This window comes from Thalassospira sp., from assembly GCF_040218635.1.
Lineage (GTDB): Bacteria > Pseudomonadota > Alphaproteobacteria > Rhodospirillales > Thalassospiraceae > Thalassospira.
Map to the genome: position 1 here is coordinate 136,149 of NZ_JAVJRB010000012.1, position 25,239 is coordinate 161,387.

A 25,239-nucleotide genomic window follows, 5' to 3' on the forward strand; every position below is an offset into this window, starting at 1 on the left:
CGTCGGCTGCCGGGTGTTATTTCGCGCGCCCGGAACACAGAAATCGAAAGAGTTTGCGATGAAGGTTGTGGTGACAGGTGGGGCAGGGTTTATCGGATCGGCCGTTTGTCGGCTTTTCGCCGGCCAAAAGGGCTGCGAGGTGCTCAATCTCGACAAGCTTACCTATGCAGCAGATTTGCGAACGGTTGAGGCTGTTTCCGCGTTACCGAATTACAGCTTTGCCAAGGTGGACATTTGTGACAGGGCCGCGGTTGAGCAGGTGTTTTCGGACTTTCAGCCTGATGCGGTGATGCATCTGGCAGCCGAAAGCCATGTGGATCGTTCCATTGATGGTCCTACGGCATTTATTCAGACCAACCTTGTCGGGACGTTCACCTTGCTTGAAGTGGCGCGGGACTATTTCAATGGCCTAGACGAGGCCAGAAAGCAGAGCTTTCGGTTTCATCATATTTCGACCGATGAGGTGTATGGCAGCCTTGGTGATGAAGGGCTGTTTACCGAAGAAACACCCTATGCGCCCAATTCACCCTATTCAGCCAGCAAGGCGGGGGCGGATCATCTGGTGCGGGCCTGGCATCATACCTATGGACTGCCGGTCATTATCAGTAATTGTTCAAACAATTACGGACCCTATCAGTTCCCTGAAAAACTGATCCCGCTGATGATCCTTAATGTTCTGCAAGGTAAAAAGCTTCCCATCTATGGGGATGGTCTGAACACCCGTGACTGGTTGCATGTCGAAGATCATGCCAAGGCCCTGTTTACCATCCTGACCAAAGGCAGGGTTGGTGAAAAATACAATGTAGGTGGCTGTAACGAGGTCACCAATCTGGATGTCGTTTGCAGAATCTTTGACGCCGTCATGGACCTTGTCCCAGAGGCAGGAGGGCAGAAATTTGAAGATGTCATCGCATTCGTTCCCGACCGACCGGGCCATGATTGGCGCTATGCAATTGATCCGTCAAAAATGCGCGACGAGCTTGGCTGGAGCCCTGAATACAGCTTTGAAACCGGCCTTGCCCAAACCGTGGAATGGTATGTCGAACATCGCGATTGGTGGGCGCCGATCCAAAAAAGCAAATATGCCGGACAGCGGCTGGGACAAGGAGCCAGCACATGATCAATGCGTTGGTGTTTGGCCAAAATGGTCAAATGGGCAGAAGTCTTGCCGCCTGTAGCGCGCAGTTTCCCGAAACGACAGTACAGTTTCTTGATCGCAGGGCATGTGATTTATCAAAGCCTGCCAAAATTACAGCGCTGATCGATCTTTATCGACCGGATGTGATCATCAATGCCGCAGCCTATACCGCCGTTGATCAGGCAGAAAATGAACCTGATCTTGCCCATAAAATAAACTGTGATGCTGTTCAAACCATGGCCGAAAGGGCTGCGGATCTGTCCATCCCCCTGATCCATGTTTCAACCGATTATGTGTTTGGTGGGCAAGCAGAAAAACCTTATCGGGAAACGGATACTGTTGCGCCACTCGGGGTGTATGGTGCGACAAAATTGGCGGGAGAAGAAGCCGTTCGGGCGATCAGCGACAAGCACCTTATTTTACGAACGTCGTGGGTCTATAGCCCGTTTGGCAAGAATTTCGTTAAAACCATGCTGCGGTTGTTAAGCGAAAAAACTGAAATAGGGGTTGTGGACGACCAACAGGGCTGCCCGACCAGCGCGCTTGATCTGGCGACGGGGATTTTGCGCATTTTGCCCGATGTAACCCGTGGGGATTTTGCGCAATTTGGCACCTATCATCTGGTTTCGGATACGCAGATGACTTGGTGCGCGTTTGCCCGAGAAATACAGGCAAAAGCGACCGATCTGCTTGGCACGGAATGGTCAGGCGCGTCGTGCGAGATCAAAGCTGTGACAAGTGCCCAGTTCCCGACGGTCGCGCAGCGACCCGCTTATTCTGTGATGTCGACTGAAAAATTCATGACCCATTTCGGGTTTGGCTTGCCCCAGTTTGATCGCAGTTTGAGTGCAGTTTTGCAAAAACTGGCAGGAGGGGCATGAACATGCGGAAGGGAATTATCCTTGCCGGTGGCACCGGGTCACGTTTGCATCCATCGACGCTGGTTGTCTCCAAACAGCTTCAGCCGGTTTATGACAAGCCAATGATCTATTATCCGCTAACGACCCTTATGCTGGCAGGGATCAAGGATATTTTGATTATCAGTACACCACGCGATGTGCCGCTTTTCCGCGAGCTGTTGGGCGATGGGGCGCAATGGGGATTACGTCTGGAGTATGCCGTTCAGACGGAGCCACGCGGGCTGGCAGATGCGTTTATTGTTGGTGCCGATTTTATTGGTGATGACCCCTGTTGCCTCATTCTGGGGGATAACATCTATTTCGGGCATGGCTTAACCCAATTGCTTGGCAATGCGATGCGACAAACATCCGGGGCAACGGTCTTTGCTTATTTCGTGCAGGATCCCGAGCGCTATGGCGTGGTTGAATTTGATCGTGCAGGAATGGCGCTTGATATCGAAGAAAAACCAACCGAGCCCAAATCAAACTATGCGGTAACGGGGTTGTATTTCTATGATTCCGACGTTGTCGAAATTGCGAAGTCAATCAAGCCATCGGCGCGCGGGGAGCTTGAAATTACGGATGTGAACAAGGCGTATCTGCACCGTGGGTCGCTGCGTGTGGAGAAGATGGGCCGGGGGTATGCCTGGCTTGATACCGGGACGCATGGGGCTATGCTTGATGCCGCCGATTTCGTCCGTACTGTCGAAAACCGGCAGAGCCTGAAAATTGCATGTCCCGAGGAAATCGCGCTTCGAACCGGGATGATTTCCATGTCCCAGTTTGAAAAACTCATTGCCGGTTTTGGCGCAAGCTCCTATCGCGGATACCTTCAGACGGTGTTGCGGACATTTGATCAAATATGATCAATGATCAAAAGGCAGGGGATCGGCAATAGTCGGCAAAGCTCATGGCCTGTGCGTCTTTGGGTGACAGGTTGACGGCATCTGTAGTGAGCGGCCAGCCTATGCCAAGGTCCGGGTCATTCCACATGATGGAGCATTCAGAGTCCGGAGCATAAGGTGCCGATACCTTATAGTGAACTTCGGCATCAGGGGTGAGAGTCATAAAGCCGTGGGCGAAGCCTTTGGGAATGAAAATCTGGTTCCATTCATCCGCACTTAGTTCCGCAGAGACCCATTTCCCGAAAGTTGAAGATCCGGCACGTAGATCGACAGCGACGTCAAAAATGCGTCCGTGAGTCACATAAACAAGCTTGTCCTGGGCAAAGGGCGCACATTGATAATGAAGCCCCCGCAAAACCCCGACAGGATTTGACAGGGAATAGTTGTCCTGAACGAATGTTGAGGTAATTCCGGCACTTGCATATGCCGTCTCGTTATAGGTTTCCGAGAAGAAACCACGATTGTCGCGAAACTTTTTCGGGAAAAGCAGTTTGATGTCAGGGATTGCGAGGGTTTCAAACTTCATCATTAAGACCTGATGCGCAGAAATTGAACCAGCAGCAAAGAACATGGAAACCAGACGAAACGGCTTATCGTATCTGGGCAGGATGTTAAAGATCTAACTGCCGAACGGCTATGCTCTGGTATTGTTGGTGATGTAGTCTGGATAATAGACTGACCGATCTCATCATTGTCAGCAGTATGCGATGTTATTCGTGAGGCGGTGTTTTACAGGGGCGTATAATGTCGGGCCGGTTTTCTGTTTTAGCGATTTTGTTGTCCGGCATTCTTGGCGCATGTACGCACAGCGCCCGCCTGCAAGATAATGTGGCGGCGTGGTCCTGTGGCGAGAAACTTGAGCATGTCGATGCGCTGGTTGATGAAAACGGGGTGCGTGATGCATCTGCTGCGCGGGTTGCCGGGTTTGCGTATCTTCGGGCCAACCGGAATTCTGCCTTGCTGGCCAAGCAGCTTGACGCTGATGAGGATGGTAAGCCTGACCAGCCAGAGATGTGGGGCGACTTCATTGCGCAAATGCGCGGTCTTGACCGGGCGGCGCGACAAAGTGAAATGGCCAACCTTCCGGTTGCAGCGGGTGTCTCATTTGATCAGGTCGATGATTGTGCAAATGAGATGACGGCATCCCTGACGCCGGACCATTATCAGATGCTTTCAACTGCGGTATTCGTACCGGATGACTATCTTGATTTTCAGCGTGTTGCCGGGCTTTACCCACTTCCTGCCTTTGCGGCCCATTTCGGGTATGAGGGATGGAAGCAGGAGAATTTAGAAAGTTTTGCGCAATCGCCGTCGGTCTTTGCGTCATCTGGTTTCTGGCGCAGTTATGCGGCGTCAAATCAGGGTGTTAAGGCGGATGGTGGTTTCATCGCCGATTTGCCGCGTGACGGTTTTGGGCGGTTGGTGCCGACATCGACCGAGCTGGAAAAGATTGCGCAAATCTATGCGCCAGAGCTGCGTGTGCGCGAGGATTCTGACAGTGACAAGATAGGATATCCGGTCTTGGCCACGCGGAACGCCATTTCAGAAATTGATACGACACAGCCCACCATATTTTACCGGCTAAGCCATGGCTATTTTAACGGCAACTGGTATTCGCAGATTGTCTATAGCGTCTGGTTCCCGGAACGTCCGGGAAACGGGATGTTTGATATTCTGGCCGGGCACCTTGATGCGCTGGTTTGGCGGGTAACGCTTGACCATGACGGCAGGCCGTTGATTGCTGATAGCATTCATGGATGTGGCTGTTATCACTTGTTCTTTCCAAGCAATGGTTTGAAACGCATTCAGGCACCCGAAGATGGAGATATCCGCGAGACGGCGGAAAGTCCGGCCGGGTTCGTGGATGGCGATATTCTAACGCGACCGGTTTTGTGGGTTGATGCCACGAGCCACTATCTGATGGCGGTTACTGCGACAGAGAATCTCCAACAACCCGATGCTGCAAGCACGGCGGAGCTTGTCCTGGAGCAGTCATTGACGAGCATTAAGCTTGGCGATGGTAAAGGCTATGCCAGTTTGTATGACGAGGACGGATTTGTGCCCGGCACAGATCGGCTGGAGCGGTTTATTCTGTGGCCGTTGGGGATCGAGCGACCCGGTGCGATGCGCCAATGGGGCCATCATGCAACAGCCTTTGTCGGACGGCGTCATTTTGACGAACCCGGCTTGATCGGTCGTTATTTCGCGCCGCGTGATCTGCCGTAATGCACCGAAACCGGCTGTATATTTAAATATAGCTTCGGGCTTGCATGTTCGGGGCGAAAATGGTGTGATCGGCCCGCCTTGTTGAACGGCGTTTACGCCCGGGCGCTCCCCGCGCCTGAAATCAGCAGAAATCGTGACATTTCTGCGTCTTTTTGTATCTACCTATTGACTTTGAACAGGCACTCCAATAAATGCTATTAGCACTCGCCGGGGGTGAGTGCTAATACGGGCTCATCCCGGTTAGTCGTAGTTTTAAACGAGCCTTAAAATTTAACACGGAGTTGTCTAAAATGAAGTTCCGTCCGTTGCATGATCGCGTTCTGGTCCGTCGTGTCGAATCCGACACCAAGACTGCCGGTGGCATCATTATCCCGGATACCGCGAAAGAAAAACCGCAGGAAGGCGAAGTCGTCGCTGTGGGTTCTGGCGCGCGTAAAGAAGACGGCTCGATCGTCGCTCTTGACGTCAAAGCAGGTGACAAGGTTCTGTTCGGCAAATGGTCGGGCACCGAAGTCAAGGTTGACGGCGAAGAGCTGCTGATCATGAAAGAGTCCGACATTATGGGCATCATGGAATAAGTCAGCCCTTTTGGGTGATTTAAGTCCACGTTCATCCGTCTCATAGAGAGGAAAGAATATTATGGCTGCTAAAGAAGTAAAATTCTCCACCGACGCACGCGCTAAAATGCTGCGCGGTGTCGACATCCTGGCAGATGCTGTCAAGGTGACCCTCGGCCCGAAAGGCCGTAACGTTGTTATCGAAAAATCCTTTGGCGCACCGCGCGTGACCAAAGACGGTGTTTCGGTCGCCAAAGAAATCGAACTTTCTGACAAGTTCGAAAACATGGGCGCACAGATGCTGCGCGAAGTTGCGTCGCGTACCGCCGATATGGCTGGTGACGGCACGACCACCGCAACCGTTCTGGCACAGGCCATCGTTCGTGAAGGCAACAAATCTGTTGCTGCCGGCATGAACCCGATGGACCTGAAACGCGGTATCGATCTGGCGACCAACAAAGTCATCGAATCGATTTCGAGCCGTGCACGTAAAGTAACCGGCCGCGATGAAATCGCACAGGTTGGTAACATTTCGGCAAACGGTGACCGTGAAGTTGGCGACATGATCGCTGAAGCCATGGAAAAAGTTGGCAACGAAGGTGTTATCACCGTCGAAGAAGCCAAAGGCCTGCACACTGAACTCGACGTTGTCGAAGGCATGCAGTTCGACCGTGGTTACCTGTCGCCTTACTTCGTAACCAATCCTGAGAAAATGGTCGTAGATATGGATGCTCCTTACATCCTTCTCTTCGACAAAAAAATCTCCTCGCTGCAGCCGGTTCTTCCGTTGCTCGAAGCAGTTGTTCAGACCGGCAAGCCGCTTCTGATCATTGCTGAAGACATCGAAGGCGAAGCATTGGCAACCCTGGTTGTCAACAAGCTGCGCGGTGGTCTGAAAATCGCTGCTGTTAAAGCACCGGGCTTCGGCGACCGTCGTAAAGCCATGCTCGAAGACATCGCCATCCTTACCGGTGGTCAGGTTGTCTCCGAAGATCTTGGCATCAAGCTTGAAAGCGTGACCCTTGATATGCTTGGTACCGCGAAATCGGTTACCATCACCAAAGAAGAAACCACCCTCGTTGATGGTGCTGGTGAAAAAGCACAGATCGAAGCACGCGTTGGTCAGATCCGCGCTCAGATCGAAGAAACCACCTCTGATTACGATCGTGAAAAACTGCAGGAACGTCTGGCGAAACTCGCTGGCGGTGTTGCTGTGATCAAAATCGGCGGCGCTTCGGAAATCGAAGTTAAAGAACGTAAAGACCGTGTTGACGATGCTCTGCATGCGACCCGCGCTGCTGTCGAAGAAGGCATCGTTGCTGGTGGTGGTACGGCTCTGCTGTACTCTGTCCGTGCGCTTGAAGGTCTTGAAGGCGAAAACCACGACCAGACCATCGGTGTTGACATCGTGCGTCGTGCACTTCAGGCACCGGTTCGCCAGATTGCTCAGAACGCAGGCGTTGACGGTGCGGTTGTTGCCGGCAAACTGCTTGAGCAGGATGACGTCGAGTTCGGTTATGACGCCCAGAAAGGCGAATACACCAACCTGATCAAAGCTGGCATCATCGACCCGGCCAAAGTTGTTCGTACTGCTCTGCAGGACGCAGCATCGGTCGCAGGTCTGCTGATCACCACCGAATGCATGATCGCTGACAAACCGGAAGACAAATCCGGCGGCGGCGCACCTGACATGGGTGGCATGGGCGGTATGGGCGGTATGGGCGGTATGGGCTTCTAAGCCTTACCAATCAAACCGACCTTTTCCCTACAGGAAGGGCCCCGCAATTGCGGGGCCCTTTTCTGTTATACGGTCATATTAGTCCGAGATCAGATAGACCAAAGCCCGGCAGTTGATGTGCCGGGCTTTGGTGTGTCGCCTTATCCAAACAGCTTTTTCAATGTCCGTGGCTGACAGCGCAGATATTGCGGGGCGGCTTTGACTTCGGCGCCAAGTGCAGCCGCCGCATGCCATGGCCAGCGCGGGTCATAGAGAATGCCGCGCGCAAGGGCGATGGCATCGGCCTGACCGGTAAAGGTAATGGCTTCTGCCTGTTCGGCTTCGGTGATCAGGCCGACCGCAATGGTGGTCATGCCGGTTTCGGCTTTGATGCGGGCGGCAAACGGCACCTGATAGTTCGGGCCAACCGGAATTTTCTGGTCAATGTGAAGACCACCAGATGACACGTGGATAAAATCGCAATCGCGGGCTTTAAGGCCCTTTGCCAGTGCGACACTTTGATCAATGTCCCAGCCATCCGCGACCCAGTCGCTTGCCGAAATCCGCACACCAACCGGATAGTCTGCGCCAACAGCATCGCGGATGGCGTCATACACTTCAAAAACGATCCGGGTGCGGTTTTCAAACGATCCGCCATATTCGTCATCGCGTTTGTTGGCATGCGGTGACAGGAATTCATGGAGCAAATAACCATGTGCCGAATGAATTTCAATCGCGGCAAGGCCAAGGCGCACTGCACGTTTGGCACTTGCGACAAAGGCCTGCACAATTTCGGCGATGCCGGCCTTGGAAAGGGATTCCGGGATCGGATCGCCGTCGCGGAACGGAACGGCGGACGGGGCGAGTACCTGCCAGCCATTGGCGTGATCAGGATTAATCGCACCACCACCATCCCACGGCTTTTCACAGGATGCCTTGCGCCCGGCATGGGCCAGTTGAATGGCGATTGGCATATCAGAATGGCTGCGGATGGCGGTCAGGGTCTTGGCAAGGGCTGCTTCGGTTTCATCATCCCACAGGCCAACATCGCCATAGGTAATGCGGCCTTCGGGGGCGACCGCTGTGGCTTCGATAATCAGAAGTCCGGCACCTGACTGGGCAAGGTTGCCAAGATGCATGTTATGCCAGTGGGTGGTTTTGCCGTTATCAGCCGAATATTGGCACATCGGGGCAATGATGATGCGGTTATCAAGGGCAAGCTTGCCCAGCGAGAAGGGGGAGAAAAGCGTGCTCATCTATCATCCTTGTTATGGCGGTTGGCGGCAATGCCGCCAGACAATGAAATGAAGCTAGTCTGAAGGTGACCTTCGCGCCAGTGTTATGGGCGCTGATCCATGGTTATTCCAAAAGATGGAATGCCAGATCCCAATGATGGCAAAGGTTTTCAAAAAAGTTCGGGAAAAATTCAAAAAAATGATCCGGGCTACTTGCGGAAATTTTCCCCTGATCTATCTCAAGGATGCAAAGGGACATGGTGTCCCGATACGCGTCAAGGTTGCAGCCTGGTCTGGACTGATGGCGCAAGATTGCTCGTCTGTAATGGAGGGTACTATAATGACTGGTCTTCAGACTCTTAACGGATCCCGTCGTCTGTCTTCTGCACCGACTTACGGTGATCCTTTCACCTTTATTGCCCGCGATGTTGATCGCATGATCGGCTCGATTTTCGGTCATCATGCAACGCCGTCCAAGGCGTCAGCCGAAGGCGGTGATGTTGCCGAAAACTGGCTGAGCCCACGCATCGACGTGTTTGATGCCGAAGATCACATTGAACTTTCTGCCGAACTTCCCGGTGTCGAACAGGACGATGTTGATGTGTCCGTACTGGACGGTGTTTTGACCATCACGGGTGAAAAGAAATCCACCCGTGAGACCAATGAAGGTGCCCGTGTTGTCGAACGCAGCTTTGGCAGCTTCAAGCGGTCATTCCGCCTGAACGATACGATTGATGCGGATAATATTACGGCATCATTCAAGAATGGTGTTTTGCTTCTTACTCTTCCCAAAGTAGCAGAACAGAAACCTGAGCCGCGCAAAATCGCGATCAGCGGCTAAGCCTTTTCTCTCCTCCCTTGAGAATGTCTCCCTAGTGTTGCCTGACGGGCGGTTTTTACCGCCCGTCTTTTTTTATGATTAACGCCCGGCATAGCCGATGCAGTGATCAAGCGGCATATCCAGCAACCCGGTCTCGTCAAACCGGTTAAGGGCATCAGTCCAGGGCGCAAGGTCGATATTTTGTGCGGTGATCCAGTCGGGATTGTAATATGTATCGCAATAACGATCGCCGCCATCACACAGCAACGTCACGACAGACCCGGTTTGACCGGCCTTCTTCATTTCCGTGATCAGCGACAGGGTCGCAATCAGGTTGGTGCCGGTTGACCCGCCACAGCGACGGCCAAGATGCTTTGTCAGATAGTGCAGGGCGGCAAAGCTTGCGGCATCGGGGATGCGATACATGCGATCAACCACGGTCGGGTTAAAGCTTGGCTCTACCCGTGGGCGACCAATACCTTCAACCCGTGACCCTTTGTCCCCGGTGACCGAACAGTCGCCGGTTTCATAACCGTCATAGAAGACCGAGTTTTCCGGATCCGCGACACACAATTCGCATCCCGCACCAAGAATGCGACCGTATCGGATATAGCGGCCAATGGTCGATGATGTGCCGCCTGTGCCCGCACCAACAACCACCCAGCGCGGGACGGGGTGGGCTTCGCGTTTGAGCTGATCAAAGATGCTTTCGGCAATGTTGTTATTGCCGCGCCAGTCGGTTGCCCGTTCGGCATAGGTGAACTGATCCATGTAATGGCCGCCAAGTTCACGGGCAAGACGTTGGGATTCTTCGTAAATCTGACCACTGTGATCGACCAGATGGCTTTCGCCACCGTAAAAGGCGATCTGATCAATTTTTTGCTGAGACGTTGATTTTGGCATCACCGCAATAAAGCGCAGACCCAGCAATCGGGCAAAATAGGCCTCGGACACGGCTGTTGAGCCACTTGATGCCTCGATAATCGGGGTGTTCTTATCGATCCAGCCATTGCACAGACCATACAAAAACAATGACCGCGCAAGGCGATGTTTCAGGCTGCCCGACGGGTGGGTCGATTCATCCTTCAGATACAATCCGATGCCATCAAGTTTTGGCAGATCAAGGCGAATCAGATGGGTGTCTGCGGATCGATTGAAATCGGCTTCGATGATGCTGATGGCTTCAGCCACCCATTGGCGGTCATATGTCATGAAACGTCCTGATGATCGGTTATTTCTGTGTGGTGCGATGGGCGATAGCCCCGTCGGGCAAAGGTGTAGGGGATTATAATACAGAAAACTACAGTGAAATTGTGTCGATACATTTTGCCCGATAACAGGGGCAAGGGTGATGCATGCGATGAAATTAACGTAATTTTTAAGAGATAGGGCTTGCTAACACTTTTTTCAAAGCTAACCTCTAGAATACAAGGTTGATGATTCTTTCGATCTTATTGGATGGCCCGAACATTATGGCTAAAGACGACAAAGATCCGTTCCATATGCGCCATGGTGCATCAGAAATTGGTGCGGCCTATGACGTGCCCGTGCGCGTTTCAACGGTGATTGGCAAAAGCCAGATTCAGGTGGCGCAGCTGATGCGCCTGACACGCGGGGCGGTATTGGAGCTGGACCGTCGTGTCGGGGAACCGGTTGATATTTACGTCAATAACCGTCTGGTCGCCCGTGGGGAACTGGTGGTGGTGGATGAAAACCTTGGCGTGACGATCACGGAAGTGGTCAAAACCGGGACAATTATCGAAACCCATCATTGATCCTTCATTGCCGATGAAAAAATTCAAACCACCGTGTCACACTGGCCGGTGGTTTTGTTTTGGGCCTCTGGAACTTTAAGACGCGCCAAACGTTTGGCGGGGAAAGTCCTTTAAAATGCCACATTGCAGCCAAAGGCTGTGACGGTGTTTCCTGACCTCAGTTAAAACGAGGGCGAATTCCATGCTGAATTTCCTGACATCGGGTCTTCTGACCCTGATTGGTCTTGCGCTTGCTGTGGGCGGTGCCTGGCTGATTTCGCTTGGTGGCAGCTGGTACTATGCGCTGGCAGGGCTGGCGTTTCTGGTCGCGGCCTTCTTGTCGTTCAAACGTAAACCGGCACTGTTGCCGTTTTATGCGGTGTTTTTGGTTGCCAGTCTGGCGTGGGCCGTGTGGGAAACCGGGTTTGACTGGTGGCAGCTTGGCCCGCGTGGCGGGCTTACCGTCCTGATTGGTTTGTGGCTGATCACACCGGTATTTCGCAAGACATTGACCTCGGGACAACCGGTGCCCGATGTCAAACCAACCCGTTCCTTCCTGCTTGAAGGCAGTGTGGTTCTGGCGGTAATTGTTGCGGTTTATTCCATGATGAATAATCCAAACGAAGTTACCGGGGTGTTGCCCGGTGATCCGGTGGTCAGCAGCCCGTCTTATGGTGGAACGGAGCCCGATGGCGATTGGCATCAATATGGTCGCACGCCATACGGGCAGCGCTATTCACCGCTTGATCAGATCAATATTGAAAATGTCACATCCCTTGAACAGGCATGGGTTTATCAGACCGGTGATATGAAGCGCGTCGATGACGTGCCCGAAACGACCTATCAGGTCACGCCGCTGAAAGTTGGCGAAACGCTTTATCTGTGCACACCGCACAGCTGGGCAATTGCGATTGACGCAGATACCGGACAGGAAAAATGGAAATTCGATCCCGGCATTCCGCAAAATCCGGATCGACAGCATCAGACATGCCGCGGTGTGACCTATTACAAAGACCCGGGAGTCACGGAAAACGGGCCATGTACAGCGCGTGTGTTCTTGCCGACATCTGATGCGCGCCTGATTGCGCTGGATGCCGATACAGGCGAAGTTTGCCCATCCTTTGGCGATGAAGGCACTGTGCATCTTGAAACGGGCATGCCGTACAATCCGGCGGGGTATTATTATTCGACCTCACCGCCAGTGGCGGCCGACGGGAAGCTTATCATCGGCGGGGCGGTGAATGATAACTATTCAACCAAGTCGCAATCCGGTGTCATCCGTGCGTATGACATTAACACGGGGGAGCTGATCTGGAACTGGGATTCGGGTAATCCGGACCAGACAGAACCCATTCCCGAAGGCCAGACCTATACCGCCAATTCGCCCAATAGCTGGTCGGTTTCGAGTGCAGATGAAGTGCTTGGCATGATCTATGTGCCGCTGGGCAACAAGGTGCCCGATCAGCTTGGCATGAACCGCGATGAGAATGTTGAAACCTATTCATCCTCCATCGTCGCCCTTAGCCTTGAAACCGGGCAGGTCCAATGGGTGCGCCAGACCGTCCACCATGATCTTTGGGATATGGATGTTCCGGCCCAGCCAGCATTGTTTATATTACATTTAATATAGTTCGTTGTTATTCAAATCCCTGATTTAAAAGATTAAATACAAATATATTATTATTTTTGTTCACACAAAAACTGTTCAGTCAAATTATATAGGTGGTTAGAAGATAAGTGCATCAACACTAATTCGATGAAAATAGATTTCTGGCTACCAAGTGTAAAAAGTCGACAGATGAATTTTGGGAACGGATCAGAAGAGATTTAAAGTTCTGAGTGCTGGTTGGTATGTCATTTAAAATGGGCGAGGGGTGAACTGTCCTGTATTAAAGTCAGCCTTGTCTGGTTCACCCCTCGCCCAATCAGTCAATATTGGGATGCTAGTAACTTGCTCGACGTAACCTCAGTGCATTCGCAATGACTGATACCGAGGATAAGCTCATGGCTGCAGCTGCAAACATTGGTGAGATGAGAATGCCAAAGAACGGATAGAGCAGACCCGCAGCAACAGGCACACCGGCTGCGTTATAGACCATCGCAAAGAAGAGGTTTTGCCGGATATTGCGCATCGTTGCTTCCGAGAGTTCTCGGGCTCTAACAATCCCGCTCAAGTCACCTTTGACGAGGGTGAAACCAGCACTTTCAATTGCAACATCAGCGCCCGTACCCATCGCAATTCCGACATCAGCCTGAGCAAGAGCAGGGGCGTCGTTGACGCCGTCACCTGCCATGGCTACCTGATGGCCTTCAGCCTTGAGTTCCATAATTAAATTGGCTTTGTCTTCTGGGGAGACATCGGCCCGAATCTCGTCAATGGAAAGTTTATTGCCAACGGATTTTGCTGTTCGTTGGTTGTCACCGGTTGCCATGACGATTCTGAAGCCTTGCTTCTTGAGCGCCTTTAAAGCCTCCAATGTCGTGTCCTTGATCGGATCGGCTACGGAAATGAGCCCGGCAATTCTTCCATCAATAACGACATGCATTACCGTCTCCCCCATATCTCGCCGATCATTTGCTGTTTTATCAACAGTAGAATGATCGATATTGAGAGTCTGAAGGAGTTTACTATTACCTAGGGCAACCGACTTGCCATCCACCTTTCCGGTGACGCCCTGACCGGTTACAGCTTCAAAGTCCTCTGCCTTATCAAGGGACAAGCCGCGCTCCTGAGCAGCACTAACAATGGCGTCAGCCAATGGATGTTCGGATCCTTTTTCGAGCGCCGCAGCGGCAGAAAGAACTTCCTCCTCCTGATAGTCTGATTGAGCGATTACACCTGCTAGTTTCGGTTTACCCTCTGTCAAAGTCCCGGTTTTATCGACGATGAGCACATCGACCTTCGCAAATCGCTCCAGGGCCTCTGCATTTTTAATGAGCACACCAATTTGCGCACCACGACCGGTAGCGGTCATGATTGACATTGGTGTTGCCAAACCAAGAGCGCAAGGACACGCAATGATCAGAACAGCGACTGCTGCGACAAGCCCGTATGACAATGACGGATCTGGTCCCCAGATGGCCCAAGCGACGAAGGCAACTAAAGCAACTAGGATAACAGCAGGCACAAACTTGCCTGCAACCGTGTCTGCAACCTTTTGGATTGGCGCTTTGCTTCGCTGAGCATTGGAGACCATATCAACGATTTGGCTCAAGACAGTATCTTTACCAACCCGTTTGGCTTGGATAATCAGGCTGCCATTCCCGTTGATTGTTGCTCCGGTTACATCATCATCTGGATTCTTTTCAATTGGAACGGGTTCACCCGAGATCATGGATTCATCAACTGACGATCGTCCTTCAACGACAACGCCATCGACAGGTATCTTGTCACCTGGACGAACTCTCAAGCTCATTCCGACGGTCACATCTTCAAGAGGAACTTCCCGTTCAGAACCATCATTTTCAATAATGCGGGCTGTTTTTGCAGCAAGACCCAATAACGCCTTGATTGCCGAACCGGTTCGTTCCCGAGCCCCCAATTCCAACAGTTGGCCAAGAAGCACAAGTACAACGATGACAGCTGCAGCTTCGAAGTACACACCGACATGTCCCTGTGCATCTCTGAATCCATCAGGAAAAATGTCAGGAGAAATCACTGCGACGACGCTAAATATATAAGCTGCGCTAACACCCATCCCGATCAATGTGAACATGTTGAGAGAACGGTTCACCACAGAATTCCATCCACGAACCATGAAAGGGAAGCCAGACCACAGGACGACAGGCGTTCCAAGAATTAACTCAACCCAAAGAGTAACGCGTTCTCCAATCATTTCTCGGATGAAACCCAAACCAACAAAGGGCCCCATCGTTAGGACAATCAGCGGCACCGTAAGAGCTGCGCCTAACCAGAATCTCTTTTTGAAATCCTGAATCTCGGGGTTTGGTTCGTCATTTTCTGTTGGTATATCCATCGGTTCCAGTGCCATTCCGCAGATCGGACAGGAACCAGGTCCGGATCGTATGATCTCTGGATGCATCGGGCAGGTGTAGCGGCGAGAAGCGGATGACGAAGCGCTGTTTGCAGCAGATGTCTCTTCTTCTGCGGACAATACACTTTCAGGAGCGCTATCGAAATTTCCCTTACATTTTTGGGAACAGAAATAATATGTCTCACTGCCGTACCGCGAGTGTGGCGTATCGGAATCCAGAGTGACCGACATACCGCAAACAGGATCGGTTGCATGTTCTGCTTGATCGGACGTTCGTTGATTATGCTGGTGCTTCTTATGATGATGCTCAGACATGGTCTGCTTCCTGCTGTTATGCCTCAATGTCACTGCGGTTTATCAATGTCCTGAGTGATCGTGACTGTGCGCCTTGGCCGACTGGTTTATCCAATTTGACAGGAACCAACGTTCAAAAATGAACACAGAAACAATCATCAAGGTTGCAATGAGAACAATGGATGGGTCGCTTTGCAATTTCATGCCGGCGAAAACGAGCAATACGATGATGTCAAAGACAATCGCTGTAAGCATAACAAAGCCGCGTGCACCTATTTCCTGCCGTAGATACTTAAAGCATCCCCAGTGGATGAGCACATCCATGACGAGATAGAAAAACACTCCAAGTGAAGCGATCCGGCTTAAATCAAAAAAGATTGTCAACAGCGCTGCCACGACAACCGTGTAAACAAGCGTGTGGTCTTTAATTGAACCTGACATTCCAAAATGACTGTGTGGGATCATCTCCATGTCGGTCAGCATGGCGAGCATTCTTGAGACAGCAAACACGCTTGCAAGCAAACCGGAGGCCGTCGCAACGACTGCGAGTAGCACAGTCAGATAAAATCCGGTGGGGCCCAATGCAGGTGCTGCGGCTTCGGCAAGGGCATAGTCTTTGGCTTTTATGAGTTCATCCAAGCTGAGGCTTGAGCCAACAGCGAGCGCCACGAGAATATATACGACAACACAAATCAGGATTGAGTACGTGATGGCACGGCCAACATTCTTGTGTGGGTTCACGATTTCAGCACCGCTGTTTGTGATCGTAGTGAACCCTTTGAAGGCTAGAATTGAAAGAGCAATTGATGCAACAAAACCGGCTAATGGAAAGCTCGCGCTGTCGGTTGATGAGGGTTCGAATGAATATCCGCCAACCCACAGAGCTGCAATCGCGAACAACGCAATTCCACCGATCTTCAATGCGGCCATGACCATTGAAAGCAGGCCAACCGATTTGTTGCCTGCTCTGTTGACAGCATATGCAAAAATGATCAGGCAGACACCCAAGACCGGTATAAGAACTTCAAACTCTGTCAGGTCAAAAGCCCGCAAAACATAGGTTCCGAATGTTCTTGCCACCAAACTCTCGTTGATGACCATCGAAAAGGCCATCAGCAATGCTGAGCCACCTGCTATGGCTCCTGGCCCGTATGCTTTTTGAAGGATCATTCCAATCCCGCCCGCTGACGGGAAAGCATTTGACATCTTGATGTAGGTGTATGCACTAAGAGCAGTGACAAGTGCGCCAAACAGGAACGACAACGGGAACCACTTTCCCGCAAGTTCGGCAATTTGTCCCGTCAAAGCAAAAATTCCTGCCCCGATCATAACACCGGTGCCCATGGATATGGCGCCAACGAGCGAAATGCTATTTTTCTTGTATTCTGACTGATGATCCATCTCTGCCTCACATTTGATGTTGTTGGTACGCGATGCCGTTTGCTTCCTGTAGCTCACGTACGTAACGAATGATCCGCGATACCTGTTCCGAACTTACCTGAGGTTGGGGCGGCATATCGCCGAAGGGCCAGTGATGTTGTTTCGCCCCGTTTTGGACAGCTAGATAGAATGCGCGATCTGAATGATGTCCCGGATTGTAAATCTTGTGCATCAGTGGCGGGCCTTGTTCCGTACCGGTTGCATTGCGTCCGTGACAAGCAACACAGTTCATATCGAAAAGCTGTTTTCCTACCATTGCTTCCTTGCTGAAGCTGGGGAGCGCAATCCCGTTATCGGTCAGTTCAAGATCTTTGATGTCATCTTTCCCGGGCAGAAACGAATTCAGGGTCATGGCGATGATCCCTACTGCGAAAAAACCGATGACCAAATACTTTGACCAATTGATTTCTTTTTTCATTTTCACCGGGCCATTATTTGTTGCGTATGCATCGAATTTTCGATGAAAGGTGATGAGGATGTGAATTGAGCAACCTTAGCCAGACTGAGGCTGCCTATAATTTCGCTGAACTAGCCTTGCGATACATGAATTTGTCGGCTAATTGCGCTGCTACCGACATAGGTATCTGGCGACATTTCAAATTTCGAACGGCAGGCATCTGAACAAAAGTAAAATACGTCACCGCCATGAATGGTTGTTTTGGCGATACGTGGGTCTACAGTTTGATGACAAACCGGATCCGTGGCGGAATGAGGGTGCTCCCATCGGATGGCCTCAACGTTACCATCCGCTTCGCTCTTATTGCGGGTGTGCTTTTTGTGGCGAAACATGTGGGCACCGCAGCCAAAGCGCATCATCAAAACGATGAAGGCTCCCCAAAGCAACCAACTGAGAATATTTTCCATTTCTCTTTGCCATCCCATAAATACCTTTAAGTCCGACTGTTTTGTATGAAAACAGCATGGTGCCGAATACCGACGCTCAATCTGTATGCAAGCCATCGGCACGCGCAGAAATCAGAACAGTTATTCGCTATTTGTTTGGGAGGATCAGAATATGGGAGGTTGGAAAATCCATGACCGAGATACCGGTTGAAGGGACATTTCTTCTATCCCGTTCTGTACAGGAGAAAACTCGGAAATCGGTAGGATAATCTCGGTAAGGACCGCTGATGTGGAGTGACAAGAAACCTGAGGGCAGCACGAAGTCAGATCATGTTGGTGATCAATGTCGAAATCACTGATTTCTGCAGAATGCGCAGGAAAGGAGCCACTGGACGCGACTGCAATATGGGGAGCAAGCATTATAGTACTGATCCCGACAAGCAGGATCAGTACGGCGCGTATAAGTGCTTGCTGTGCATTCATTGATCAAATTCCCTCTGGGCAGAAGGTAACACATATGCCCCTGAATATCGAGTTACGTTGACCTACCTCAACTATGGGTAAGTTTTTTTTACCCTGCTTCAGATAGAACCGTTACATCTGCAAACTGATTGTCCGTAATCTCGATTTCCTTGGAGATGTAAGGTTTGATTTCGGAGTATCTGACATGAGCATCGGCTTGCGCCTGATAGTAACGAAAGAGCTCTTTGAGCGGAGCGCCCATGTCTTTGTATGCAGTTAATACTGCGATTAGTGCTCCGAGCGTGAGGTCGCCCTTTATCACCAGATACCCCCCTATTGTGTAAAAGAAGAACGGCGTCATCTGAGATATAAAGTTGTTTAAAGACTTCATGGCGAACTTGTTTTTGTGGATAGAAAGACGAAGATCGTGAAGTCGTTTGTACGACCCGTAAATATCCCGAGCACTTGGCTGGTGGTCGTTTGAGATATTCCCGATCTTCTCCCCGAGAACCCTGACTTCTTTCAGCCGCGTTCGAGACAAAGCATTAATTTTCTTTTGAAATCTGGGAATGACAAAAATCTGAAGCGGCAACAGTGCTGTTGCGGCGATGCCCAAGACCAAATCTTGCACGAGCATGAAAGCCAGAATAGTCAGGAACGTGCCACCTTGTAACAAAGGTAATACAATGGACTCCGATGCATACCCAGCTACGGGCTCTACCTCCTGAACAATAACCGGAATTAATTCCCCGCCTCTGGGGGACGGCTTTCGAAAGCTGAATTTTGAGATGTCGAGCCGCAGGCGGCGTGACATGTGTTCTGCCAACGCACCGGATTGCAAATTGACCTGGTATTTCAATCCACCATGTAAGCCAATTGCCAAGAGGAACAGCATGCATAGTGCAAGCAACGTCTGCGTCTGTGACAGTTCTATACCCATATACATGATTGGGAAGTGTCCGGACTCTATGGCGTTGTTGATGATTAGCTTCGGTAGTTCGAGACTCATGTAAAGTGCCGGTAGTGACGTTATTGCCAGCAGGCCCAGTTTTAGCTGTCGTTTCCATGATGCTCTGAATATGTACTGCAGGAGCGGTGTTCCGTTCTTTGAGAAGGATTTTTGAGCCTGCCACGCAAGAACAGATTTGCGGCGTTTTAAAAGCCTGTATCCCGTTGCACTGAGAATAATAATAAGTGCAACCGGAACCCCAAACACAACCAAATGGAAGACAAAATGAACCCACCAGTGTGCATCGCTTGATATGTAGTGCGTTAAACGGTGCCCCATATCGTGGACGATTTCCATCATCTGTGTCAGGTTCCTTCAAAAGGTTCGATAAAAACAGACAGGGAGGAAAATCCTCCCTGTCATATGAAGCTTAGAAAAGAAGGCGGAGACCGGTCACGAGGTAAGTTGCTTCGTAATCCTCGCCGTCGTCTTTTGCAAAGTCTGCGGTTTTGCCAAGTTTGCGTTCATAGGCAACCCCAATGTATGGTGCAACGGCTCGGTCGATTAGATCATAGCTAAGCCGCAGTCCGATTTCTGCGCTTGAAAACCCGCGCCCGACCTCAATTTCGCGATCCTCAGAGAATGCTGCATTCAGCTCAAGCGAAGGCGTGAGGATTAAACGATTGGTCAACAAGCCTTCGTACTCAACATCAAGTCGCGCACTACCGTCTCCGGTTTCGCTGACAAACAGGTCAGCGTCGACTTCAAACCATTGAGGAGCAAGCCCCATGATACCAACCGTTCCATACCAACGATCTGTTGTGCTTGGCGTATCCAGACGAATACCGGCCTTGGCATCAAAGAAGTCACTGATTGGTGTTTGCAGGACCAGCCTGTTCTCGAAGTTTTCGTAAAGGTCGTTTTTGAGATCACGCTCGCCTTCGCCTTGCCAGCGCAGCTTCAACTCATCGGTTCCGACAAATGCGTCACCATCCCAAACAAAGAGATTTTCGTCTTCATCACCTGATCGGTATTCAAACTGCTCCATTTGAATGCCATAGAAGATGTGATTGTCTGCTTTGGCAGTGAACGAGAAGGACAGGATCGTGGCAAGAACACCACCACCAATCGCGGCCAGTGTTAGGGTTTTCATTGTTATTGAACTCCATTCTCAAGTGCTGCGACGGCTGGACCGCCCTCAACAATCACTTTGCGGAACATTCCAGAAGCCATGTGATAGCTCAAATGACAATGGAACGCCCATTGCCCTGGTTCATCAACTTCGGTTTCCGAATAAACAGTCATGCCTGGATTGATATTGATGGTGTGCTTTACCGGATCCCATTTACCGTTACCGGTATCGAGGATTGACCACATCCCGTGCAAATGCATCGGGTGTGACATCATGGTCTCATTGACGAACTTGAACCGTACCCGTTCGCCATATTTCAAGCGGATAGGTTCTGCATCTTCGTATTTGACGCCATTGATCGACCAAGTATAGCGCTCCATGTTTCCCGTAAGACGCAGTTCAATTTCACGCGTTGCCGGCCGCTCCGGATACAAGGGCTTCTGTGCTTTCAAGTCGGCATAAGACAAGAACTTGCCGCCATTCGCTGCTTTTGGTGTCAAACCACTGCCAGCGGCATAGAAAGGATCATCTTTGGACATCGCCATCTGAGAGTGATCCATCCCGGCCATATTCGAATGGTCCATTCCAGCCATGCTGTTCTCGTTACCACTGCTCATTGAGGAATGGTCCATCCCGGGCATGTTCCCGTGATCCATCCCCATATCAGCCATTGTCAACAACGGAGCGTCCATGCGTCTGGCTGGCATTTCAGCTTTCAGCCCTTCTTGCGGCGACAGCGACCCGAATGCATAACCCGAGCGCCCCATCGATTCCGCCATGATTGCGTAAGGTTTATCTGCGGTCGGCTGAACAATCACATCGTAGGTTTCTGCAACCGAAATGCGGAATTCATCAACCTTGACCGGTTGAACGTTGTTGCCGTCGGCCTGCACAACAGTCATTTCAAGTCCCGGAATGCGGACGTCGAAGTAAGTCATGGCAGATGCATTGATGAAGCGCAGGCGCACACGTTCATTGGCCTTGAACAGGCCTGTCCAGTTCTGCTCTGGTGACTTTCCGTTGATCAGACCGACAAATCCCTGAACATCTTCGATGTCGGTCGGCATCATGCGCATGCTGCCCCAGTCACCACGTTCCGACAACGTCGCACCGAAGCCATTTTCAGAGACATCACTGATGAAATCGCCAAGGGTGCGTTGGTTGCGATTATAATAATCGGGCATCATTTTGAGGTTGCGCAAAATACGTGCGCCGGAATGCGGGTGCTTGTCTTTCAGGACAACCACATACTCCCGGTCGAACTTGAACGGTTCTCGCTTTTTGGGTTCGATAATGATCGAACCATACGCTCCGTCCGGCTCCTGAAAACCGGAATGGCTGTGGAACCAGTAGGTACCGCTTTGCGAGACTGGAATGCGATATGTGAATGTTTCACCAGGAGCAATTCCCGGAAAACTGATCTCAGGTACGCCATCCATCTGATAGGGGAGGATCAAACCATGCCAGTGAATGGACGTGCTTTCATCAAGATTATTAGTCACATTGATAACGGCCTCTTCACCTTCTCTCAGGCGCAAGGTCGGGCCGGGCGAAGATCCGTTATAGCCAATTGCTTTTGTTTTCATTTCCCCTGTGTCGATTGTTACGTAGTCGACTGACAGGTCATATGTTGCTGCGTTCGCTACTGATGACACAGCAATAACGCTTAGCGCACCGAGAAGGGCACTACCAAGAAACTTGTTCATTTTTTGATATCCTTTGAGCCGGGTGCGCCAGAGGGGATAGGTAGGGTTTCCCTCTGGCACAAGCCCCAAAAGCAGTGATTACTGCAGGCGTACTTTCCCAACCATGCCACTTTCATAATGGCCTGGCACGTTGCATGCGTACTCAAGTTCCGCATCTTTGGGGAAAGTCCAGATCACCTCTGCAGAATCACCCGGCTCCAAAAGCACACTATTCGGGTCGTTGTGCTTCATGGTTTTACCGTTCCCCATGTCCATTTCCATCATGTCCATGTTGATTTTGTCTACTTCAAGGGCTCCGTGTTCCATCATCATCATCATTTCTTCCTGATGATCTGCATGCATTGCTGCAGTTCCAATGTTGAATTCATGAACGAATTCACCCTTGTTTTCGATCAGAAAACGAACTGTTTCGCCACCTCGGACGATAATTTTCTCTTTGTCGTAAAAATTGTCTTCCATCGTGATTCTGATGGTGCGCCGCACATCAGATATCTCGCCTGGTGCCCCGATTTCCGATGCACCGTCATTATGACCGCCACTATGACCCGCACCCGCAAAGGCAGGTGATTGAAGACCGACAAGCGCGCCAAGAATAAAGGTTGAAACGCTAACACGACGCATAAGGGAATTCTTGAAGTTGGGCATGTATATGCTCCTAATAGATATTCAGTAAGAAGGCCCTCGTCCCATGTTCAATCACGACAACAGTCTGCGCTGCTGTAATTCAGGCAAAACGCTGTTTCATTCGAGGAACAGTGATTGAACCAGGCAAAGGGATGTTCGGAAAATCTGAAATATCTCAGGAACGCGGAGGCTTGCCTCTAACGTCCAAATCTGCGGAAGTCAAAGTCAGGTCCTGATACCAGTATGTTACCGCAAGCACCGTTGGGCTGGAAGACAGAACACCTTCTACTTCTTTAACGAACGGGCCGCAAACCGCCATACCGCAAAGATCCGCATGCATGTCACGTCGATCATGTTGCGAGCTATCAGAAACATCCATCATGACGCCGTGATGATTGTCATGGCCATGTCCCGAACCTGCTTGCACACCCTCAACCCCCGACAGCAGAACTGTCATGGCTATCGCGATTGCAAGAAAGCAGGAAAGGATGCGCACGGAATGTTCCTTAGTGATGCATTGCAACATATGCAATATCGGGCTCCCCCGGTTTCGTCAAGTGGCAATATTGTGGCAAAGACAGACTATTTCACGAATTTACATCTGCTGCTTGAGCCATCAGCAAGGTGAAAACAATAGATTACTGCATTCATCGCCATGAAATCACGTTATGCGCTACAGATGAACAACCTGTTGTGCTGAGTTATTCACTAATCTGCGGGTATGACTTGCTAACAATCAATTTATAGATGAAGCACAATCAAATCTTATTAAATGCTGCGTAACCCAACAATTCCTCTGGTCTCTGGATATGGGCACAGAGGTGCGCCAGATTGACAGCAGTAGGATTTACTGTAGTTCGATATAGACAGCATCGCATCCTTGGGATAGAAGTAGACCATGCTCAATCGCATCAGGTTTTTGACCATACTTTTGATAGCTGCTTTTGCCGTCGGGACAAGTTTCCAGACGGTCAATGCTGCTGTTATGGAGGTCGGTATGCCGATGGCGGAATTGGCAATGGACAATTGTCAGGATTGTTCTGGCAGCGGCGACAGCATGCCGGACTGCGATATTGCGTGTCCTCAAGTATCGACGATCGCAATTGCGCCTGTACAAGTTGCAATACCTGCGCTCGCCTCGGTCGCGCATTTTGGGCCGACAGGCAGCCTTACCAGCCGCTCAAACTCTCCCGATCCATTCCCTCCCAGAACCAACATTCTGAACTGATATCTCTTTAACCCGATTTGGTTTGAGGATATCAGTGTCATGGGGCATCACCGCGATTTCTCATGACATGCTTCGTGCCCGCAATTTTTGTTGTGGGCCTTACAGCTTCTTCAGACAAGGTTGGAAATCATGTTTTCCGATCTACGGGTGCCAAAATGTCGGCTTTGGTCGGTATTTCTTGGCGCAGTCGCGACATGCACCAAAGCATAGCTTCAGCTTCACTCAACGAGCAGGCGGCAATCCGCCCCGGCCTTGAGCGTCCCGCTTTTACTGGTGCCCGGCCTCTGAAGATCAAACCTTATAGGATCATTGTGAGCGGGATTCGGATTACGTTCTGATGCTCCAACTCCTTGAGAAACTTGCATATGAAAAGAAATACCATAGTCGCGGGCTCTGTTTCCAGACGTGCGCTGCTTCGCGGTCTCGTGACATGTGCTGGCCTCTACCTGTTGCCAGCAACAACCCTTGCCGCGGTTAGTGAAAGCTCAAACAGTGCAATTGCTTTTGATAGCAATGCGCTGATTATTGCACGCGGGTCATTGCTTCTGTATCGCGATAGGGATCGAAACTGGATAACATTGCCGGAGATGTCGGCAGGTTCCATTCTCACACTTGCAACACATCCGGAACGGCCGGGCCGAGTTATTGGTGGTCTGGATACCGGCAGGATTGTTCTGTCTGTAGATGGCGGGAAAAGTTGGGACGTACGTGGGCAAGGACTGCCAAAAGCGGCAGTCACTGCCATCACAACTGCGGCGACAAACCCAGATACCATATATGCCGCCATTCGCGGTGACGGCTTATGGCAGAGCGATGATGCTGGTCAGTCATGGGTGTTTGTCATGGACCGGCCATGGTTAGCGAATGCCGAGCGAGATCTGACAGCACTGTCTTCAGTCGATCTGGCAACCGGAATGGGTGGGATCTGGCTATATGCCGGAACCGATACCGGTGTAACGCGTGTGCCGGATTGTTTCTGCCGTTGGCAGGATGTTCAGCCGGGCGATGCCATGGATGCTCTTGCGTCCGGAAAGCAGGCAACTCCCAAAGTACCCTTACCTGAGGGTGAACCTGTGAGTGCGCTGGTCAGTGCGGTATCGCGACCGGCCACACTTTATGCCGGATTGCCATCCGGAATTTGGCAATCGCAGGATGCGGGTGTCACCTGGTTAAAGCGTTCAGAAGTTATCGCAACAGCACTCGCGGTTCATCCGCTACGCGCTGATGATCTCGTAATTGTGAATAACGACGGGGTTTTACAAAGCCCAGACGGTGGCAGGACGTGGACCGCCATTGCGAACATATGATGATGGAG

Annotated in this window: 23 protein-coding genes; 11 read left to right on the forward strand and 12 right to left on the reverse strand. The window is 51.1% G+C overall.

Annotated features, from left to right (window positions below; genetic code table 11):
- Positions 1-58 precede the first annotated feature (58 nt).
- From rfbB to rfbA, 3 genes are read left to right on the forward strand one after another with little or no spacing between them, the layout of a single operon-like run.
- Entirely contained in the window at positions 59-1,120 is a 1,062-nt protein-coding gene (gene rfbB, locus RIC05_RS14490; protein ID WP_350045451.1) for a dTDP-glucose 4,6-dehydratase, read from the forward strand.
- The gene (gene rfbD / locus RIC05_RS14495; RefSeq protein WP_350045452.1) at positions 1,117-2,019 is read left to right on the forward strand and encodes a dTDP-4-dehydrorhamnose reductase; all 903 of its coding nucleotides are present in this window, start codon (positions 1,117-1,119) and stop codon (positions 2,017-2,019) included. Before rfbB ends, rfbD begins: the two co-directional genes overlap by 4 nt.
- Before the next feature lie 2 nt (positions 2,020-2,021).
- Complete coding sequence (gene rfbA / locus RIC05_RS14500; RefSeq protein WP_350045453.1) at positions 2,022-2,903, forward strand: glucose-1-phosphate thymidylyltransferase RfbA; 882 nt, start codon at positions 2,022-2,024, stop codon at positions 2,901-2,903.
- 7 nt (positions 2,904-2,910) lie between these two features.
- On the opposite strand, the gene rfbC is transcribed toward rfbA, so the two are convergent.
- Entirely contained in the window at positions 2,911-3,468 is a 558-nt protein-coding gene (gene rfbC, locus RIC05_RS14505) for a dTDP-4-dehydrorhamnose 3,5-epimerase (protein WP_350046129.1), read from the reverse strand.
- Positions 3,469-3,686: 218 nt separating this feature from the next.
- On the opposite strand from rfbC, the gene RIC05_RS14510 reads away from it, so the two are divergent.
- The 3 genes from RIC05_RS14510 to groL all read left to right on the forward strand — a co-directional run bounded on the left by RIC05_RS14510 (position 3,687) and on the right by groL (position 7,463).
- A complete protein-coding gene (locus RIC05_RS14510; protein WP_350045454.1) occupies positions 3,687-5,168 on the forward strand; it encodes a hypothetical protein in 1,482 nt (493 codons plus the stop codon).
- Positions 5,169-5,458: 290 nt separating this feature from the next.
- Positions 5,459-5,746, forward strand: a complete 288-nt coding sequence (groES, locus tag RIC05_RS14515; RefSeq protein ID WP_350044231.1) for a co-chaperone GroES — start codon at positions 5,459-5,461, stop codon at positions 5,744-5,746.
- Between the two features lie 61 nt (positions 5,747-5,807).
- Entirely contained in the window at positions 5,808-7,463 is a 1,656-nt protein-coding gene (groL, locus tag RIC05_RS14520; RefSeq protein ID WP_350045455.1) for a chaperonin GroEL, read from the forward strand.
- 140 nt (positions 7,464-7,603) lie between these two features.
- Here the strand turns inward: groL and RIC05_RS14525 are convergent, their stop codons facing one another.
- Positions 7,604-8,698, reverse strand: coding sequence for an NADH:flavin oxidoreductase/NADH oxidase (locus RIC05_RS14525; protein ID WP_350045456.1), 1,095 nt, complete (start codon positions 8,696-8,698; stop codon positions 7,604-7,606).
- Between the two features lie 319 nt (positions 8,699-9,017).
- Here RIC05_RS14525 and RIC05_RS14530 point away from each other — a divergent pair, with 319 nt between their 5' ends.
- A complete protein-coding gene (locus RIC05_RS14530; RefSeq protein WP_350045457.1) occupies positions 9,018-9,518 on the forward strand; it encodes an Hsp20/alpha crystallin family protein in 501 nt (166 codons plus the stop codon).
- A gap of 78 nt (positions 9,519-9,596) precedes the next feature.
- On the opposite strand, the gene RIC05_RS14535 is transcribed toward RIC05_RS14530, so the two are convergent.
- Positions 9,597-10,709 carry a PLP-dependent cysteine synthase family protein gene (locus RIC05_RS14535; RefSeq protein ID WP_350045458.1) on the reverse strand — a complete coding sequence of 371 codons (1,113 nt, stop codon included), beginning with the start codon at positions 10,707-10,709 and terminating at the stop codon, positions 9,597-9,599.
- A gap of 260 nt (positions 10,710-10,969) precedes the next feature.
- Here RIC05_RS14535 and fliN point away from each other — a divergent pair, with 260 nt between their 5' ends.
- Entirely contained in the window at positions 10,970-11,272 is a 303-nt protein-coding gene (fliN, locus tag RIC05_RS14540) for a flagellar motor switch protein FliN (protein ID WP_350045459.1), read from the forward strand.
- Between the two features lie 181 nt (positions 11,273-11,453).
- Positions 11,454-12,881, forward strand: a complete 1,428-nt coding sequence (locus tag RIC05_RS14545; RefSeq protein WP_350045460.1) for an outer membrane protein assembly factor BamB family protein — start codon at positions 11,454-11,456, stop codon at positions 12,879-12,881.
- A 313-nt stretch (positions 12,882-13,194) separates the two neighbouring features.
- Here RIC05_RS14545 and RIC05_RS14550 read toward each other — a convergent pair whose 3' ends face one another.
- From RIC05_RS14550 to RIC05_RS14590, 9 genes are all read right to left on the reverse strand, one after another.
- The gene (locus tag RIC05_RS14550) at positions 13,195-15,561 is read right to left on the reverse strand and encodes a heavy metal translocating P-type ATPase (RefSeq protein ID WP_350044224.1); all 2,367 of its coding nucleotides are present in this window, start codon (positions 15,559-15,561) and stop codon (positions 13,195-13,197) included.
- Between the two features lie 42 nt (positions 15,562-15,603).
- A complete protein-coding gene (locus RIC05_RS14555) occupies positions 15,604-16,941 on the reverse strand; it encodes an APC family permease (RefSeq protein ID WP_102785557.1) in 1,338 nt (445 codons plus the stop codon).
- A 7-nt stretch (positions 16,942-16,948) separates the two neighbouring features.
- On the reverse strand, positions 16,949-17,398 hold the full coding sequence (locus RIC05_RS14560) for a c-type cytochrome (protein ID WP_114090730.1): 450 nt from the start codon (positions 17,396-17,398) through the stop codon (positions 16,949-16,951).
- Between the two features lie 110 nt (positions 17,399-17,508).
- Positions 17,509-17,844 carry a YHS domain-containing protein gene (locus RIC05_RS14565; RefSeq protein WP_350044223.1) on the reverse strand — a complete coding sequence of 112 codons (336 nt, stop codon included), beginning with the start codon at positions 17,842-17,844 and terminating at the stop codon, positions 17,509-17,511.
- A gap of 550 nt (positions 17,845-18,394) precedes the next feature.
- The gene (locus RIC05_RS14570) at positions 18,395-19,594 is read right to left on the reverse strand and encodes an ABC transporter ATP-binding protein (RefSeq protein ID WP_022733250.1); all 1,200 of its coding nucleotides are present in this window, start codon (positions 19,592-19,594) and stop codon (positions 18,395-18,397) included.
- A 70-nt stretch (positions 19,595-19,664) separates the two neighbouring features.
- Positions 19,665-20,387, reverse strand: coding sequence for a copper resistance protein B (locus RIC05_RS14575; protein WP_022733249.1), 723 nt, complete (start codon positions 20,385-20,387; stop codon positions 19,665-19,667).
- Positions 20,388-20,389: 2 nt separating this feature from the next.
- A complete protein-coding gene (locus RIC05_RS14580) occupies positions 20,390-22,132 on the reverse strand; it encodes a copper resistance system multicopper oxidase (protein ID WP_350044238.1) in 1,743 nt (580 codons plus the stop codon).
- A gap of 18 nt (positions 22,133-22,150) precedes the next feature.
- Entirely contained in the window at positions 22,151-22,717 is a 567-nt protein-coding gene (locus RIC05_RS14585; protein WP_082822664.1) for a cupredoxin domain-containing protein, read from the reverse strand.
- A gap of 154 nt (positions 22,718-22,871) precedes the next feature.
- Entirely contained in the window at positions 22,872-23,192 is a 321-nt protein-coding gene (locus tag RIC05_RS14590; RefSeq protein ID WP_350044222.1) for a hypothetical protein, read from the reverse strand.
- A gap of 402 nt (positions 23,193-23,594) precedes the next feature.
- On the opposite strand from RIC05_RS14590, the gene RIC05_RS14595 reads away from it, so the two are divergent.
- Together RIC05_RS14595 and RIC05_RS14600 are read left to right on the forward strand one after the other, a co-directional pair.
- Positions 23,595-23,924: a hypothetical protein gene (locus RIC05_RS14595; protein WP_350044221.1), complete on the forward strand. Its 330-nt coding sequence runs from the start codon at positions 23,595-23,597 to the stop codon at positions 23,922-23,924.
- A 365-nt stretch (positions 23,925-24,289) separates the two neighbouring features.
- Entirely contained in the window at positions 24,290-25,231 is a 942-nt protein-coding gene (locus tag RIC05_RS14600; protein ID WP_196871078.1) for a WD40/YVTN/BNR-like repeat-containing protein, read from the forward strand.
- The last annotated feature ends 8 nt before the right edge of the window (positions 25,232-25,239 follow it).

What these genes read in the sequence shown, in the direction of transcription:
- RIC05_RS14595 (WP_350044221.1), top strand. Translation starts at nt 23,595, where the DNA reads ATGCTCAATCGCATCAGGTTTTTGACCATACTTTTGATAGCTGCTTTT.
- RIC05_RS14555 (WP_102785557.1), bottom strand. Translation starts at nt 16,941, where the DNA reads ATGGATCATCAGTCAGAATACAAGAAAAATAGCATTTCGCTCGTTGGC.
- RIC05_RS14525 (WP_350045456.1), bottom strand. Translation starts at nt 8,698, where the DNA reads ATGAGCACGCTTTTCTCCCCCTTCTCGCTGGGCAAGCTTGCCCTTGAT.
- RIC05_RS14535 (WP_350045458.1), bottom strand. Translation starts at nt 10,709, where the DNA reads ATGACATATGACCGCCAATGGGTGGCTGAAGCCATCAGCATCATCGAA.
- groL (WP_350045455.1), top strand. Translation starts at nt 5,808, where the DNA reads ATGGCTGCTAAAGAAGTAAAATTCTCCACCGACGCACGCGCTAAAATG.
- RIC05_RS14550 (WP_350044224.1), bottom strand. Translation starts at nt 15,561, where the DNA reads ATGTCTGAGCATCATCATAAGAAGCACCAGCATAATCAACGAACGTCC.
- rfbD (WP_350045452.1), top strand. Translation starts at nt 1,117, where the DNA reads ATGATCAATGCGTTGGTGTTTGGCCAAAATGGTCAAATGGGCAGAAGT.
- rfbB (WP_350045451.1), top strand. Translation starts at nt 59, where the DNA reads ATGAAGGTTGTGGTGACAGGTGGGGCAGGGTTTATCGGATCGGCCGTT.
- RIC05_RS14510 (WP_350045454.1), top strand. Translation starts at nt 3,687, where the DNA reads ATGTCGGGCCGGTTTTCTGTTTTAGCGATTTTGTTGTCCGGCATTCTT.
- RIC05_RS14545 (WP_350045460.1), top strand. Translation starts at nt 11,454, where the DNA reads ATGCTGAATTTCCTGACATCGGGTCTTCTGACCCTGATTGGTCTTGCG.
- rfbC (WP_350046129.1), bottom strand. Translation starts at nt 3,468, where the DNA reads ATGAAGTTTGAAACCCTCGCAATCCCTGACATCAAACTGCTTTTCCCG.
- RIC05_RS14570 (WP_022733250.1), bottom strand. Translation starts at nt 19,594, where the DNA reads ATGATGGAAATCGTCCACGATATGGGGCACCGTTTAACGCACTACATA.
- RIC05_RS14600 (WP_196871078.1), top strand. Translation starts at nt 24,290, where the DNA reads ATGAAAAGAAATACCATAGTCGCGGGCTCTGTTTCCAGACGTGCGCTG.
- rfbA (WP_350045453.1), top strand. Translation starts at nt 2,022, where the DNA reads ATGCGGAAGGGAATTATCCTTGCCGGTGGCACCGGGTCACGTTTGCAT.
- RIC05_RS14530 (WP_350045457.1), top strand. Translation starts at nt 9,018, where the DNA reads ATGACTGGTCTTCAGACTCTTAACGGATCCCGTCGTCTGTCTTCTGCA.
- RIC05_RS14585 (WP_082822664.1), bottom strand. Translation starts at nt 22,717, where the DNA reads ATGCCCAACTTCAAGAATTCCCTTATGCGTCGTGTTAGCGTTTCAACC.
- RIC05_RS14565 (WP_350044223.1), bottom strand. Translation starts at nt 17,844, where the DNA reads ATGGAAAATATTCTCAGTTGGTTGCTTTGGGGAGCCTTCATCGTTTTG.
- fliN (WP_350045459.1), top strand. Translation starts at nt 10,970, where the DNA reads ATGGCTAAAGACGACAAAGATCCGTTCCATATGCGCCATGGTGCATCA.
- groES (WP_350044231.1), top strand. Translation starts at nt 5,459, where the DNA reads ATGAAGTTCCGTCCGTTGCATGATCGCGTTCTGGTCCGTCGTGTCGAA.
- RIC05_RS14575 (WP_022733249.1), bottom strand. Translation starts at nt 20,387, where the DNA reads ATGAAAACCCTAACACTGGCCGCGATTGGTGGTGGTGTTCTTGCCACG.
- RIC05_RS14560 (WP_114090730.1), bottom strand. Translation starts at nt 17,398, where the DNA reads ATGAAAAAAGAAATCAATTGGTCAAAGTATTTGGTCATCGGTTTTTTC.